We start from the raw sequence: 15595 nt of genomic DNA, 5'->3' as shown, positions 1-15595 counted from the left end.
GACCGAGACAGTCATCGGTCGAGATCAAAGCTGACGAGATGGATTTCGAGAATAACTCGACAAATATAGACCGATTACTGGTGAATAGTTCTGGAGTCGAAGTCGCATTCTGAAGAGTCGTTCGAATCTACCTGTGCAATCAAAACAGCGACTATATTTTTCGTATTTTGTCGGAATAGGCGCATATTTTATTAGCAATTATTAATTTATCCCTGTAGAACATACAATATTTTTATCGATGGGTATATCAGTGAAGATTGGAAAGTAATAGGCGAATATATAAATATCAGAGATACATATATACTTGAAATATTATATAAATGGGCTCTTTTAGATTCGGCGGGGCTTGCCTTGCTGTCAGCGGTGGTCCTCTCGTGAACGATTGTCGCTCTCGTGTATACCCGAACAGATAGTGACGGAAGGCTGGGACTCAGGTATTCCCTTCTCTGTCCCCAGCGTTCGTGGTCTGAGACGCGGGCGTATCGAGCGCTTGCGGTCGACATGACCCCGAAACACCAATAGGTTCCGGGCCTGTCAGGTGATACATGGACCCGACAGTCATGCTGCCGCCGGAACCCGACCGGCGGTGGACGATCGCACAGCAACTCGGTCTCGACACCGCAGTCGTTCGCTTCTGGGGCGTCGACGAGTGGTGGACCTACGAGACGCTCCAGCAGACCGCCGCCCGGTTCGAAGACCACGGGCTCTCGCTTTCGGTCGTCGAGGACCGTCCGCCGATGGAGCGGACAGTTCTCGGTGAAGAGGGTCGCGACGAGGAGATAGCGACGGTCAAACGGCTGCTCCGGAACATGGGACGACTCGGGATCGACACCTACTGCTGGGTGTGGACCGAACTCCCGCTCGGCGTCCTCCGAACTTCCGACTCGCTGCCGGGCCGTGGCGGCTCGAAGCGCATCGGCTACGACCACGAGTGGATGGAGCGCGCGCCCGACCACCCGGCCGCGGGGATCACCGAGGCGGAACTCTGGTCGAACCTCGAGTACTTCCTCGACGAGGTCGTTCCGGTCGCCGAGGAAGCGGGCGTGAACATGGCTCTCCATCCTGACGACCCACCCCACTCACCGATCCGCGGGGTGCCCCGTATCGTCACCAGCGTCGACGAGTACCGCCGGATTCTCGACCTGCACGACTCACCGCGCCACGGGGTCACGCTCTGTCAGGGCAACTTTTCGGCGATGAACGTGGACATTCCGGCGGTCGTCGAGGAGTTCGGCGACCGGATCCACTTCGTCCACTTCCGGGACGTCGAGGGAACCGCCGACTCCTTCGTCGAAACCTGGCACGACGAGGGGCCGACGGACATGCAGGCGGCGATTGACGCCTACCAGGACATCGGCTTCGACGGCCCGATCCGCCCCGACCACGTCCCCCGGATGGTCGGTGAGGACGACCGTGACGCGGTCATGGCCGGGTACACCGACATGGGTCGTCTGTTCGCTATCGGTTACATCAAGGGGCTGCTGGAGTAGAGGGCACGCAACCCGGACGTAATCACTCACGCTATCTGCAGTTCGGCAGATGCGCCTGCGAACGAGACTTGTGAGGGAATCGATTTACTTGTGAGGCAGAAGCTATAAATATCGCTGCGCCGGTCCGTGTATACATGTCCGAACAAACCCGTGAGTGTAACAAGCGATACAAGGTCGGACGCGTGTTGAGCGAGTACGACCTGCTCGACCTCCACGATTCCTTGCCGGACCTGTGGCGGGGGGAGTCCAGTGACCCGATGAGCCTTCGCGAACTGGCCGACCACATCAATATCGCCGTTCTCGAGCGGGCGATGGAGGACGCTGGCGAGACACCGCTCGACGGTGAATCGGAGAACGCGTATCGGCTGCTTACCGGCGACGACGTGAGTGTGGGGATGCAGACCCAACAGCGAAGTCGACTGACACGTGCTGGCATCGATGTCGACCGCCTAGAAGACGACTTCGTCACCCATCAGGCAGTCCATACGTATCTCACGGATGCACTCGACGTCTCGAAGGACGTCGAGACTGCCGACCCGGTCGAAACGGGGAAAGAGCGGATCGAGCGACTTCGTGGCCGAACGACTGCAGTAGTCGAAAACACCCTCTCTGAACTCCAGAATGCGGGTCATCTCAGCGGAGGTTCCTACGATATCTTCGTCGATGTTCAGGTCTACTGCAGTGAGTGTGAGACACAGACGCAACTGTCCGAATTACTCGCTGCGGGCGGGTGTGAGTGCGAGTGATACGCCGCGAACGCCGACACGTCATTACAGATATACGAGTGTAATTGTGGGTCGAAAGACGAAATGATTTATATTGAATAGAACAAGAGATACTGACATGGAACAGAAACCAGTTGCAGAGGAACGGGTGGAGGTTCGGGCGAACAACATCGGGGGGATAGACCGAACGGAGGTCACGTTCGAGCCGGGGATAACCATTCTCACCGGCCGAAACGCGACGCACAAGACGTCGCTGTTGCAGGCGATCATGGCCGGGCTGGGCAGCACGAACGTCTCGCTGAAAAGCGACGCAGAGAGCGGGTCGGTCTCCCTGAAGATCGGTGATAAAACGGCCACAGTCGAGCTATCGCGGCAGAACGGTGACGTGCAGTTCACGGGCGAGCCCTATCAGGACGACATCGAACTGGCCGACCTGTTTGCCTTTTTGCTCAGTTCGAACGAGGCGCGTCGGACGGTCGAACTCGGCGGGAACCTCCGCGATATCGTGATGCGACCGGTCGATACGGACGCGATTCAGGCGGAGATCAGCCGTCTCCAATCCGAAAAAGCCGAGATCACCGAGCAGATCGACGCCCAATCCGACCTCCAGAGCGAACTCGCAGACCTCAAACAACGCCGGTCCGAACTCGAAACGGAGATCGAAACCGAACAGGAGAACCTGGCAGCCAAACGCGAAGAACTCGCAGACCACTCCGACGAAGCAGACGAGGTGCGAGCGGAAAACTCCGAACTCGACGCGAAGATGGACGAACTGCAGGAGCGCCGGTCAGACCTCGACACCGTGGAGTTTCAGATCGACAGCCAGCGAGAGAGTCTCGATTCGCTCCGGGGCGAGCACGAGGAACTCACCGAGGCAACAGTGGAACTCCCCGACGATGTCGCCGCCGATATCGACGAGATCGAGACGGAGATATCGCGGCTGCGCTCGCAGAAACAGCAGCTCGAATCGGACCTGAGTTCGCTGCAGAACGTCATCCAGTTCAACGAGGATATGCTCGACGGTGACAACGAGGAAATCGCGAGCGCACTCCAGGAGGATGACGGGAACGAAGCGGTCACCGACCAGCTTCTCGAAACCGACGAAACCGTGTGCTGGACCTGCGGAACAGCCGTCGCCCAGGACCGGATTCAGGAGACGCTCGCTGCACTCCGGGAACTCCGACAGACCAAGTACAGCACCCAACAGCAGATCGACGAAGAACTCGCTGAACTGACCGAGGAACGCTCGACGCTGGAAGACCGGCAGCAGCGCCGCGAGACGGTCGAACAGAAGCTCTCCGACGTCGAAGACGAGATCGAAACCCGGGAGGCGAAACTCGACGAACTCGAGACAGAGCGAGAGCGACTCGAGGAGGAGATCGACCAGCTCGAGGAGGAAGTCACACAGCTCGAACGCGAGGACATGTCCGAGGTGCTCGACCTGGAGCGCGAAGTCAACGAACTGGAGTTCGAGGTCAGTCGCCTCGAAGACAACCGCGAGAGTATCACCGAACAGATCGAAGAGATCGAGACCACGATCGAGGAACGGTCAGAGCTCGAGGAACGCCGGGAGCAACTCACCGAACAGCTTACCGAACTCCGGACGCGGGTCGACCGCATCGAGGAGCAGGCGGTCACCGAGTTCAACGCGCACATGGAAGCCGTACTCGACATTCTGGAGTACGAAAATCTCGACCGGATCTGGATCGACCGGATCGAACAGGAGACCAAACAGGGCCGACGGAAAGTCACCGAAACGGTGTTCCAGCTTCACGTCGTCCGAAGCACCGACGACGGCGTCACCTACGAGGACGAGTTCGAGAATCTGAGCGAAAGCGAGCGTGAGGTGACCGCGCTCGTATTCGCGCTCGCTGGCTATCTGGTCCACGACGTCCACGAGGAAGTCCCCTTTATTCTGCTGGACTCACTCGATGCGATCGACGCCCAGCGAATCGACTCGCTACTCGACTATCTCGCGGAGTACGCGGAGTATCTGGTCGTGACGCTGCTGCCTGAAGATGCCGAAGCCGTCGACGATTCCTACCAGTACATCTCCGAGATCTGAGTCCTTCGGCGTCGCGTCTGTCGCCTCGGCTTGTCGTCGCTGTGCGTGTATCCCACTTGTTCATTACACGCATACACCCGTAATGTTGACAGACCGATCCAAGCTATCAGGCGATCTCGAATTGTCACGCGTCCCTTCAGAGTGGACATGTGGATCGACAGTACGCTCAGGAGTAGGTCAGGTTGATGCCGATGACGTTCGCGATATTCGTCACGAGCTCTGGTAGTTCTTCCTCGAACCACTCGCCTTTCAACCGGCCGGTCGGCCCGGACACGCTGACGGCACCGACCACGTGGTCGTTGTCGAATACAACCGGAGCGGCGACACACCGCAACCCCTGCAGTCGTTCCTCGCGGTCGTACGCGTATCCTCGGTCACGGATCTCGTCGAGGCGCTCGAACAGCGCGGCCTCCTCGGTCACCGTCTGGTCGCTTACCGCGGGCAATCCGTGCAGGTCGATGACTCGTTGCACCTCCTCGTCGGACATATGAGACAGAATCGCCTTGCCAAGCGCCGTACTGTGCAGATACACCTGCTTGCCGGGGTACACGTCCAACTCCACCGCACGATCCCCCTTCGTCACGTGCAGATAGATCCCGCGCCCGTGTTCCTCGACGAGAAGGTTTGCCCACTCACCGGTTCGCTCACCTAATTCCTCTATCTCCGGCTTTGCAGTCTGGTAGAGTTCGCGCTGCTCGCGTGCGTATCCGCCCATGTTCAACAGCTTCAGCCCGAGTCGGTACTCGTCACCGCTGTTGGTCACGTATCCGTGCTCCTCCAGCGTATTCAGATGGCTGTGGACCGTGCTCTTGGGGATCTCCAGATGGTTCGAAAGCTCTGTGACACCAGCGCCGTCGAGCGCTTTCAGCGCCTCGAGAACGTCGAACGTGGTCACCAGGGCTCCGACCGGTTTCGTTCCCTTGCTTGTCATACGTCGCTGTTCACCGTGGAGCCTCAAAAGCGTTGTTCACCATCAGTGGACAGAGACAGTATTATTTTAGTACACTATTTCCGTAATAAATTGCAGTGCGGGCGAATATCCGACGGATACCCCATCACAGCCAGTAGCCTCTCGTCCACTATCACTGGACGGCAGTTGTGCTCCGTTCGGTCCAGCGTTGGCTGTCGCTCTCGCAAGAACCGTACTGGAAACTCAACTGTTCATCGCAGACTGGGGGAAGTCGTGGCTACCGTGGTAGTCATTTTGGATACAACGAGAGCAGCGGCCGACACGCGCGAACGGAGTTACGTTACAGCCGCTGTGCGGCGGTCTTGCTCGCTTCGAGCGCCGCTTCGATGTGTTCGTCGGTGTGTTCGTGCGTCAGGTTGATTCGGCCGAACTTTGGCGGGAAGAACACGCCTTCCCCGATTACCTCACTTGCGAACCGTTCGTACATCTCGATGTCGATGTTCCCGTCGACGTCACGCCACTCTGTCCACTCCTCGGGATTCGAGTCCTCGTCACAGAAGTGCACGTACGTAAAGCCCGCGAAGTCGGGCACGAGTGCGTTGTAGCCTGCATCAGCGAGGATATCGCGCAGTCCAGAGACGAGCGTCTCACCGCGCGCTCTGAGCCGTTCGTACGCGTCGTCGTCCCGGTCGGCGAGCAGTTCGAGGTTCCCCTTTGTCGCGGCCACAGCCATCGGATGGCCCGAGAACGTCCCCATGAACGTCGCTTCGTCTGAGCCTGTCCCGATAAACTCCATCACCTCTTCGCGGCCGGTCACCGCCGCACACGGGTAGCCGTTCGCCAGCGATTTCCCGTAGATGGCAAGATCCGGTTCGATGTCGAAGTACTCCTGCGCGCCGCCGAGTGCGATCCGGAACCCGGTCACGACTTCGTCGAGGATAAACAGAACGTCGTGCTCGCGGGTGAGTTCGCGAAGCCGGTCGAGATAGTCGTCTTCGGGCCAGAGCAGTCCGGAATTACTCAGCGTGGCTTCGGTGATGACGGCCGCAATCTCGTCGCCCTCGCGGTCGAGTTTCTCCTCGAGCAGGTCGATGTCGTTCCACGGGATCGACTCGACGGTTTCGAGTGTCTTTCGTGGGATACCGTTCGCGTCGGGGATGGTGTTAGGGTTGCGCCGCGTGCCGAGCGCCTCTGTGGGTGGGTGGTAGTTCATCAGCGCGTAGTCGGTGTGACCGTGGTACATCCCCTCGAACTTGAGGATCTTGTCCTTGCCAGTGTAGGCGCGAGCGAGTCGCATCGCGGTCATGACGGCTTCGGTGCCAGTGCTGATGAACTTCGTCCGGTCACTCCCGGGGACCAGGTCGTTGACGAGACTCGCCGTCTCGGCTTCCAGTTCGTAGGTGGTCGCGAAGTACGCGCCGCGGTCGAGTTGCTCGCGGACGACCGACAACTGCTGTTCTGGGTTGTGGCCGTTGATTATCGAGGAGACACCACAGTGAAAGTCGATATACTCGTTGCCATCGACGTCCGTGATGGTGACCCCCTCACCTTCTTCCATGTAGATCATGGGATAGGGGGCGTAGGAGGTCTTCCCCCGATAGTTCGAGGAGGCCGCCTCCGGGATCTCCTCGATGGCGTTTTCCTGCAGTTCGAGTGAGCGAGCGTACGCGTCCAGTGGCTGCTGTCCGTACCGTTCGTATGTCATGATCCTGTCCTGTAGCGTGTCCCAGTGGTTACAGCCTGTTTCTGCACGGTTCCTCGAAGAGAGTGCCGACGCGGAGCGTCGACAGAGATACCGCTTGGCTGGTCGTGCTGACCCATACAGGTACTACCCGGGTTCTCCCCCTTATATTTTTCCGACCGATAAGTCATCGTGCCTGCGAGCGTACACTCAACGCTCACTCCCAGTCGGGGTAGGTGATGTCAGCGTCGTCATCGAGCGGGTACAGGGGTCGCGGGATGTGGTCGTACTCGAATCGCGCGGGGTTCACCGCGCTTGCGCCGGGAGTGTCTGCGAGCACGACGTCCGAAGAGAGGGGTTTGTAATCGCCCAGAAACGCGATGAAACTCGGGATACACAGCACGTCCAGTCGCTCCGGCATGATCCCAATGTGTCGCCACACCTCGGCGTCGAACGCCGACTCTCGAACACCGGAGACGATCACGTCGAGGGTGCGGTCTGTGCCACACGTGAGATGAACTGTCGAGCCGAGGTCATTTTGCACCCCGTAGCCCTCGTGGGAGGTGCCGGTGTTGACGTACCGGCCGTCAGTGATTGCTTTCACGTACACGTCAAGATCCTCGATCGGTTCCCCGTGCTGGTCGTCGGTTTTCCCGCCGAGCGTGACGGTGAGCGAGCTCCCGACGCCTGCGTCAAGACACTGCTCGACGACGTCAGGGTCGTACATGATTGCATAGCCAGCGTTCTCGACCCCCTGTTCGAGCATGGCACGCGGAATCGTCGTTCCATCGGAGGCACCGCCACCGCCGGGATTCGACCCGAAGTTGCCCATCACGACCGGGCCCGCGTCGTCGTCAGCCCCTTCGGCCAGCGCCTTCGCCTCGGCAACTGCCGTCTCCGGGTCGGGGTAGTCCTCGACGAACTCTGCCCGGCGTTCCCACAGCGTCGTGGCGAGGTCACGGGCGACCTCGCGTGCGAGTGCGGGGTCGTCGTCGGTGATGACCGGCGTGCTGACACCCATCTCTGGAATGTCCGCGTGATAGTACCCGACGAAGACACTGACGCCCAACACTCCGTCGCGGCGCTCGTGCTCCCGGGCCTGTTCCATGATTTCAGCCATCGGTCCGGACTGTGTGTAGGCTTTTGGCTGATAGAGGATCTGTGGCGGCCGTTCGGCGTGCATGACGGGGTCGACCTCCCCGCGGACCGTATCGATCAGGACGTTCATCCCGAGCCGTCCGGTCTCAGCCTTGTCGAGATGCGGATACTCCTTGTATCCGACGAGTGCGTCGGCTTCTGCCAGCATCTCGTCGGTGACGTTGCCGTGCAGGTCAAGCGTCACCGAAATCGGAACGTCCGGCCCGACGATATCGCGGACGCGAGCGATGAGCGGTCCCTCCCCGTCGTGGAGGTGTTCCGGCACCATCGCGCCGTGCAGTGGGAGTATCACCCCGCCGAGGTCGTCGAGATGCTCGCGCACCCCCTCGACGATGCGGTCCGAGTAGAACTCGTAGGTCTCCCGTTCGACCGGCGCGCCCGGCGTCGCACCCGCCGCGAGAATCGGACGCAGATCGACGTCCTCCTCGTCTGCGACGTCGATCAGACCGCCGACCATCGTCTCGGTCCCGCGGAGGTTCTCGACGACGGCATCGCCGAAGTACTCCCGACGGGCCTGAAAGTCGCCCCGGTCCGACACGACCGGATTTTTCACGAACGTATTGGTCTCGTGACTGAACGATGCGACGACTATCGTTTCGTTCGCCATACGTCGGTGTCGGCAGTGACGTATTTATGTTTTCCTCTCGCCAGCGAATATCGCGAAGAACGACGTCTTCGAGTGAACCGTGGAATTAGCGTAAAACAGCGTCAGACGGCGCTACTCGTCGAGCCAGGCGGTATCGACCGCTCGCATCCAGTTGAGGAAGTGCGGGTGTGTGTTGTAGTCGGTGACAGTGTTGCGGTTGGCTTCGATGAGGTCACGGTGATAGATGGGGATGTTCAGCGAGAGGTCGACGAGTCGCTCCTGCAGGTCCGCGTAGATCTGCTGGCGCTCCTCTCTGCTGCCTGCCTGAGCCGCCTCGTCCCAGTGCTCGAAGACGTCGTCGTAGATGCCGCGAACGGGCGTGAGCGCTCTCGGGAAGTTCTCCTGGTCGTAGCCTCGCTGAAGGACGCCAGGGTGAAGATTCGAGACGCTCCAGTCGACTGCGATGTCGAACTCCCGCGCCGACAGGCGGCCGACCCACGTCCCGATCTCCAGTTCCTGCAGGTTGGGGTTGAACCCGGCATCTGAGAGATTGCTCGCGAGCACCTGACCGACGCCGCTGAGCGCCGGGTCGTCGGGTGAGGACAGGATTGTGATATCGAGTGGGGTGCTGAATCCGGCCTCTTCGATGAGTTCCTTTGCGCGTTCCGGATTTGCTTCCATCGAGAAGGGTGCGTAATCGACGCTCCAGTAACTGCTCTCGGGGAACCAAGACTGGGTCGGTCGCCCGTATCCGTTGTCGACGAACTCGATCATCGCGGGCCGGTCGATGGCCTCTTGAACTGCCTGACGCACCTCCAGTTCCGTCGTCGGCTTCTGCGCTGAGCGCCCGGCGTCCGGATCCGTCGTCGGGTTCAGGTGGAGCATCCGGTAGCCACCGGCATCGACCTGCTGAACGGTGATATCGCTGTTGTTCTCCAGGCTGGAGAGGTTGTCCTTCGGAGGCGTCCTGTCGACGTGGGCGCTTCCGTCCGTGAGTGCCGTCGTCCGGGCCGCCGATTCGGTGATCGGCGCGAGTACCACTTCGTCGACTCGCGGCACGTCCTCTTCCCAGTAGTTCTCGAATTTGGACATCCGGAGTTCCTCCCGGGGTTGCCAGTTCTCGAACTTGAACGGGCCAGTCCCGACCGGATGTTCCTGGGCGTCACCCCGCTCTTCCAGTGCGTCGGGCGAGAGCACCGACAGGCCCATGAACCCGAGCCAGGCAGGGAGGCTCGGAAGTCGCCGCGGCAGTTCGAGCCGGAACGTGTAGTCGTCGACCGCCTCCCAGCTATCGACCGGCTGTAGCTGTCCTGCTCGAGGTGATCCGGTGTCCGGGTCTGCGATCCGGTCGTAGTTGTACACGACGTCCTCGGCGACCATCTCCCGCTCGTACGGCGGGTGGAACATGACCCCCTCTCGGAGGGTGATGTCCCACGTGCGGCCGTTGTTGCTTATCTCCGTGTCTTCCGCGAGCAGCCCGACCATGTTGAACTCGTCGTCCACCTCGAACAGCTGCTGGTGCATCAGCGACCCGACGGAGTAGTCGACCCAGAGGCCCGCGAACGCCGGGTCGAGACCACTGAGCGGGGACCCCATCGTGACGTTCAGTGTGCCGCCTTCCTGTACGCCTGACCCGTCGCCGTCACCGCTTCCATCGCCGGATCCGTCACCACTTCCGTCGCCTGATCCATCACCGGATCCATCACCACTTCCGTCGCCTGATCCGTCACCGGATCCGTCACCATTTCCGTCGCCTGATCCATCGCCGTCACCATCGTCGTCTCCACCGAGACAGCCTGCGAGTGCAGGCCCGGCCAGGACGCTCGCAACGGCCAGGAATTGTCGTCGGTCCAGTCCAGCCTCATCTGGCGATATACGCACGCGTTTCTTGTCAGCCATGACGTTAAGAAATCACCCCGCTCATATATTTATGTTTTTCGGTGGGTTACATGCGAGATTGCGGCTCACGGCCGTTCAGACGACTCACTCGAAGGGGGACGACCACTCGAACACAGGCGAGGAACGTCATCCGTTCGCGTCAGTGTGTCACAGGTGAAAGTGCTGTACTTACCCAGGTGGGAGTACTGCACTCACACCGTGATGGTCCATCAGATATATATACGCGAGTGGTGAATGGGCGGATAGATGATACCGAGAACCACACCGCACGACCACTCGGTCTTTGCGCTCGATCGCGTGGGTGATCTGGTCCCATGAGCTGGACCGGATACGCGATCAAGCGCGTGTTCGTGAGTCTGTTGCTGCTGCTCGCGGCATCGCTGGTCATCTTTTCGATCGTTCGGCTCATCCCCGGTGACCCGGCGCAGATCATTCTGGGGCGGTTTGCCGAGGAGGGGGCCGCCCAGGCCCTCAGGGAGGATCTTGGATTGACCGAGCCGTTTTTCACGCAGTACTTCACGTGGATGCAGGAACTCGTGACGCTGCAGTGGGGCGAGAGCATCATCAACGGACAGCCGATCAGAGAACTCGTCTTCACCCGGTTCCCGCGCTCGATGCAACTCGCCATCATGGGCATCTCCATCGGCATCCTGATCGCCTTTCCGCTCGGAATCTACGCCGCCGTCAACCGCAACTCGATGGGCGATTACACGGCGCTGTTTTTCTCCCAGTTCGGCGTCTCGATCCCGAACTTCTGGCTCGGGATCATGTTGATTCTGGTGTTTGCGCGCTATCTCAACGTCCTGCCCCCGGCGGGACACGTCCCGCTCAAGGAGGACCCGATTGCGAATCTCCGCCACGCGTTTTTGCCCGCACTGACAATCGGCATCATCAACGGAGCCATCTTCACGCGCTACATCCGCTCAGAGATGCTCGAAGAACTCGGGAAGGATTACGTCAGGACCGCGAACGCGTACGGACACTCCCAGAAGCGGATCATCCGAAAGTACGTGCTGAAAAACGCGCTTCCGCCGACAGTCACCATCATCGGCATCCAGTTCGGATACATGATCGGCGGCATCGTCATCATCGAGCAGGTGTTCACATACCCCGGCCTCGGGGAGTTGCTGCTCAACTCGCTTCTGAGCCGTGACTACCCGGTGGTGCAACTGTCGCTTCTGATCCTCGTCGCGACGTTCATCTTCGTGAACCTGATCGTCGACCTGATATACGGCTACCTCGACCCCAAAATCAAATACTAACGATGAGCATGGACACACCCAACCTCCGTGACCGCGTGCGAAGGGCGCTACAATCAGAGGGGCGGTTCGGCAAGGTACTCCGTCGCTTCTTCCAGAACCGGATCGCTGTCGCCGGACTCGTGTTGACAGTTCTGTACTTCGCCGTCGGGCTTCTCGGCCCCATTCTGGCACCGCACGACCCCACTGCGATCGATGCCACGGCGCGATTCCAGCCACCGTCGCTCGAACACCCCTTCGGGACCGACACGCGGGGACGCGACATCCTCTCGCGTGTGATGCACGGTGCCCGGTTGAGCCTCTACGTGGCGGCTGTCGTCGTCACCGTCGCGGGCACCGTCGGCGTGACGCTCGGCCTCATCGCGGGATACTTCCGCGGACTCGTCGACGAGGCGATCATGCGATTCGTCGACGTCCTCTTTGCCTTCCCCGCAATCCTGCTCGCGCTGGTCATCATCACGATTCTCGGCCCGGGACTCAACAAGGCCATCGTCGCCCTCTCGATTGCCTTCGTCCCGATCATGGTCCGCGTGACCAGAGGAAGCGCCATTTCGATACGGGAGGAAGAGTACATCACTGCCGCCAAGGCCTACGGGGAGACCAGCTACAACATCATGTTCCGCGAGATGCTGCCGAACCTCATCTCCGTCGTCATGGTGCAGGCGACGATCACCTTCGCGTTCTCGATTCTCGCGGAGGCGGGCCTGTCCTATCTCGGCCTGAGCGCGCAGTTCCCGACGATCACCTGGGGGCTGATGATCAGCGAGGGACAGAACAACATCCTCAGAGCGCCGTGGTCGACGATATTCCCGGGGCTTGCCATCATGGTCTCCGTGCTGGGGCTGACCTTCTTCGGGGTCGGACTCCGCGATGCGCTCGACCCGAAAACTGACGTCGACACCGAAGCGGGAGGTGGCCTATGAGCGGCGCACCGCTGCTCGAAGTCGATGGGCTGAAAACGCAGTTCGACACCGAACAGGGCATCGTCAAGGCCGTCGACGACGTCAGTTTCCAGATCGAACGCGGCGAGACCTACGGTATCGTCGGTGAGAGCGGCGCGGGCAAGTCAGTGACGGGTCTGTCGATTCTCGACCTCGTCGAGTCGCCGGGCAACATCGTCAGCGGTGAGATCAGGTTCAAAGGGCAGGATCTGCTGTCGCTCTCGGCGGAGGAACTGCGCCAGATCCGCGGCAACGAAATCGCGATGATCTTCCAGGACCCGATGACCTCGCTGAACCCCGCGTTCACCGTCGGCAGCCAGATCGTCGATACGATCCGCGAGCATCTGGACCTCTCGAAATCCGAGGCCAGAGACCGGGCGATCACACTGCTGAGCGACGTGGGCATCCCCGACGCCGAGAGCCGGATCGACGATTACCCCCACCAGTTCTCGGGCGGGATGCGCCAGCGCGCCATGATCGCGATGGCGATTTCCTGTGACCCGGACCTGATCATCGCCGACGAGCCGACGACGGCACTCGACGTGACGATTCAGGCACAGATTCTGGAGTTGCTCTCCGACCTCCAGGAGGAGTATGGCCTTGCGATCCAGGTCATCACACACGACATGGGCGTCATCGCACAGACCTGTGACCGTGTCGGCGTCATGTACGCCGGGAAACTGGTCGAGGAAAGCGAGACGAACGAACTGTTCGAGTCGCCACGTCATCCCTACACCGTCGGGTTGATGAAGGCGATTCCGCGCCTCGACGACCCACGGTCGCGTCTCCAGACGATAGAGGGACTGATGCCGGATCTCATCGAAACTCCCTCCGGCTGTTCGTTTCATCCGCGCTGTCCGCACGCGACCGACGAGTGCAAGGAGGAAGAGCCACCGCTGGAGACCGTCAATTGGGAATCAGACCACACGTCGGCGTGTATCCGAACCGACGAAATCGACTTCGAGGCCGAGACGAAACTGACAGCCGAAACCGACGAACACGCCGAGCGCGAACCCGGAGAGCCGATTCTGGAGGCCACGGATGTCCGGAAGTACTTCACCCCAGAGGCGAGTTCCTGGTTCAAACAGCGCTTCGACCCGGAGTACGTTCGCGCGGTCGACGACGTCTCGCTGACCATAAACGAGGGGGAGACGCTGGGTCTCGTCGGCGAGAGTGGCTGTGGCAAGACGACGCTCGGCCACACCCTGCTCCAACTGTACGAACCGGACGACGGAACCGTTCTGTATGCCGGTTCGGACCTGACGAAGATGCGGAAACGCGAACTGCGAGGGTACCGCTCGGATCTTCAGATCATCTTTCAGGACCCCTTTTCCAGCCTGAACCCGCGACGCACCGTCCGACAGATTATCGGCAGGCCGATGGAAATCCACGGCACTGTCGACTCCGACGAGGAGAAAGACGAGCGGATCCGCGAACTGCTCGAAGAGGTCGGACTCTCGAAAGACCACATCAACCGCTATCCCCACGAGTTCAGCGGCGGGCAGAAACAACGGATCGGCATCGCGCGAGCACTCGCCGTCGAACCGGACTTTATCGTCGCAGACGAACCCGTGAGCGCGCTCGACGTGAGCGTGCAGGCGAAGATCACCAACCTCCTCATGGACCTGCAGGAGGAGTACAACCTCACCTACCTCTTTATCGCACACGACCTGAACGTCGTCCAGCACATCTCCGACCGGGTCGCAGTCATGTATCTGGGCGAGATCGCCGAGATCGGTACGGTCGACCAGATCTTCCAGCGACCGTATCACCCCTACACGGAGGTGCTGCTGTCGTCGATCCCCCGCCCCGACCCGACGGTCGACACCGACCGCATCACCCCCGAGGGGGAGCCGCCGAGTCCGATAAACCCCCCGAGCGGGTGTCGGTTCCACACGCGCTGTTCGTACGCGATGCCGGAGTGTGAAACGCAGGAACCGGCCGACGTCCCCGTCGAATCGGGACACGAGATCCACTGTCACCTGTTCGACGACGAGATCATGGCCGACAAGGACGAAACCGAACGGCCACAACTCGACATCCTCGAGAGCGACGACTGAGCGTCGCAGTGTCTCCGACCGACTCGCTCGATGCTCCTCTCACGTCGTCTGGCTGCTCCGTTAGTACTCCGAGAGCGGATGGTGCGTCCACGAGTCGGGGTCGTACGCGATGTCGAAAAACGCCTCTTCGAGCACCATCGTCCGCCGGAAGTGCCGACCGACGCGGCGCTGTCTGCGTTCGGTAAGGGAAGGCCCCAACTCGTCGAGTTCGGCCCGCTGCCAGTCGACGAAGTCGTACAGTGACTCGGCGGTGTGGATGTCGATCCACTCCCGCAGGTAGTCCTCGCCCGGCTCCGCGTCGACGATGCTGTCGCCCCATTCGAGGTAGAACCAGCCCGTCGGCAACAACACGGCGAGGGTCTCCTCGTAGTCACCCTCGTACGCGCCGCGTGCGAGGATGTCCGCGAAGGCCTCCGTCACCGGATGCCGGTCGGGGTCCGTTCGCTCCGACGGGGGAACGCCCAACTGCTCGAACGTCTCCTCGAAGTACTGGTTGTCACCGTCTCCGGTTCGAACGGCGAGAAAGCCCTCGATTCGGCGCTTTTGCTCCATCGTCGGCGCGTCACCGACGGCGTGTCCGATCAGTCCCACGAGATGTTCGACGAAGGCGTTGTCCTGCACGAGATACCGCCCGAACACCTCGTCGTCGATGGTTCCCTCGGCCAGTTCCGTCACAAAGCAGTGGTCGAGGCCCCGCGACCACATCGGCTCCGATAACTCTCGCAGCCACTCCGTGAAACGGGCATCTGGATGGTCCGTGCGATACTCGTCGAACGTCGCTGCTACGTCCGGTGCCATAGCCGGAATTCGCGGGGAATTAC

At 60.6% G+C, this 15595-nt stretch carries 11 protein-coding genes; 6 read left to right on the top strand and 5 right to left on the bottom strand.

Going from position 1 to position 15595, the window contains the following annotated elements; all coding sequences use genetic code 11:
* The first annotated feature begins 545 nt into the window (after positions 1-545).
* From ACMGFL_RS02075 to ACMGFL_RS02065, 3 genes are all read left to right on the top strand, one after another.
* Positions 546-1490 (top strand): mannonate dehydratase, encoded by a 945-nt coding sequence (locus ACMGFL_RS02075; protein WP_436933874.1) that lies wholly within the window; start codon positions 546-548, stop codon positions 1488-1490.
* Positions 1491-1624: 134 nt separating this feature from the next.
* Positions 1625-2236, top strand: a complete 612-nt coding sequence (rdfA, locus tag ACMGFL_RS02070) for a rod-determining factor RdfA (RefSeq protein WP_436933873.1) — start codon at positions 1625-1627, stop codon at positions 2234-2236.
* 97 nt (positions 2237-2333) lie between these two features.
* The gene (locus ACMGFL_RS02065; RefSeq protein WP_436933872.1) at positions 2334-4280 is read left to right on the top strand and encodes an archaea-specific SMC-related protein; all 1947 of its coding nucleotides are present in this window, start codon (positions 2334-2336) and stop codon (positions 4278-4280) included.
* A gap of 166 nt (positions 4281-4446) precedes the next feature.
* Here ACMGFL_RS02065 and ACMGFL_RS02060 read toward each other — a convergent pair whose 3' ends face one another.
* The 4 genes from ACMGFL_RS02060 to ACMGFL_RS02045 all read right to left on the bottom strand — a co-directional run bounded on the left by ACMGFL_RS02060 (position 4447) and on the right by ACMGFL_RS02045 (position 10514).
* Positions 4447-5211 carry an IclR family transcriptional regulator gene (locus tag ACMGFL_RS02060; RefSeq protein WP_436933871.1) on the bottom strand — a complete coding sequence of 255 codons (765 nt, stop codon included), beginning with the start codon at positions 5209-5211 and terminating at the stop codon, positions 4447-4449.
* Between the two features lie 319 nt (positions 5212-5530).
* Positions 5531-6895, bottom strand: a complete 1365-nt coding sequence (locus tag ACMGFL_RS02055; protein ID WP_436933870.1) for an aspartate aminotransferase family protein — start codon at positions 6893-6895, stop codon at positions 5531-5533.
* Between the two features lie 193 nt (positions 6896-7088).
* Complete coding sequence (locus tag ACMGFL_RS02050) at positions 7089-8636, bottom strand: M81 family metallopeptidase (RefSeq protein ID WP_436933869.1); 1548 nt, start codon at positions 8634-8636, stop codon at positions 7089-7091.
* 111 nt (positions 8637-8747) lie between these two features.
* Positions 8748-10514, bottom strand: coding sequence for an ABC transporter substrate-binding protein (locus ACMGFL_RS02045; protein ID WP_436933868.1), 1767 nt, complete (start codon positions 10512-10514; stop codon positions 8748-8750).
* A gap of 314 nt (positions 10515-10828) precedes the next feature.
* On the opposite strand from ACMGFL_RS02045, the gene ACMGFL_RS02040 reads away from it, so the two are divergent.
* Genes ACMGFL_RS02040 through ACMGFL_RS02030 form a run of 3 tightly spaced genes read left to right on the top strand, consistent with a single transcriptional unit; the run spans position 10829 to position 14774 of the window.
* Positions 10829-11776, top strand: a complete 948-nt coding sequence (locus ACMGFL_RS02040) for an ABC transporter permease (protein ID WP_436933867.1) — start codon at positions 10829-10831, stop codon at positions 11774-11776.
* Between the two features lie 2 nt (positions 11777-11778).
* Positions 11779-12696, top strand: coding sequence for an ABC transporter permease (locus tag ACMGFL_RS02035; protein ID WP_436933866.1), 918 nt, complete (start codon positions 11779-11781; stop codon positions 12694-12696).
* Positions 12693-14774, top strand: coding sequence for an ABC transporter ATP-binding protein (locus tag ACMGFL_RS02030; protein ID WP_436933865.1), 2082 nt, complete (start codon positions 12693-12695; stop codon positions 14772-14774). The genes ACMGFL_RS02035 and ACMGFL_RS02030 overlap by 4 nt, the downstream gene beginning before the upstream one ends.
* A gap of 60 nt (positions 14775-14834) precedes the next feature.
* On the opposite strand, the gene ACMGFL_RS02025 is transcribed toward ACMGFL_RS02030, so the two are convergent.
* Complete coding sequence (locus ACMGFL_RS02025; RefSeq protein WP_436933864.1) at positions 14835-15572, bottom strand: TenA family protein; 738 nt, start codon at positions 15570-15572, stop codon at positions 14835-14837.
* Between the last annotated feature and the right edge of the window lie 23 nt (positions 15573-15595).

It is taken from the genome of Halovenus marina, from assembly GCF_051414115.1.
GTDB classification, from domain to species: Archaea; Halobacteriota; Halobacteria; order Halobacteriales; family Haloarculaceae; genus Halovenus; species Halovenus marina.
The sequence above is the reverse complement of the archived record's forward strand: the minus strand, read 5'-3'. Positions and strand labels throughout refer to the sequence as shown.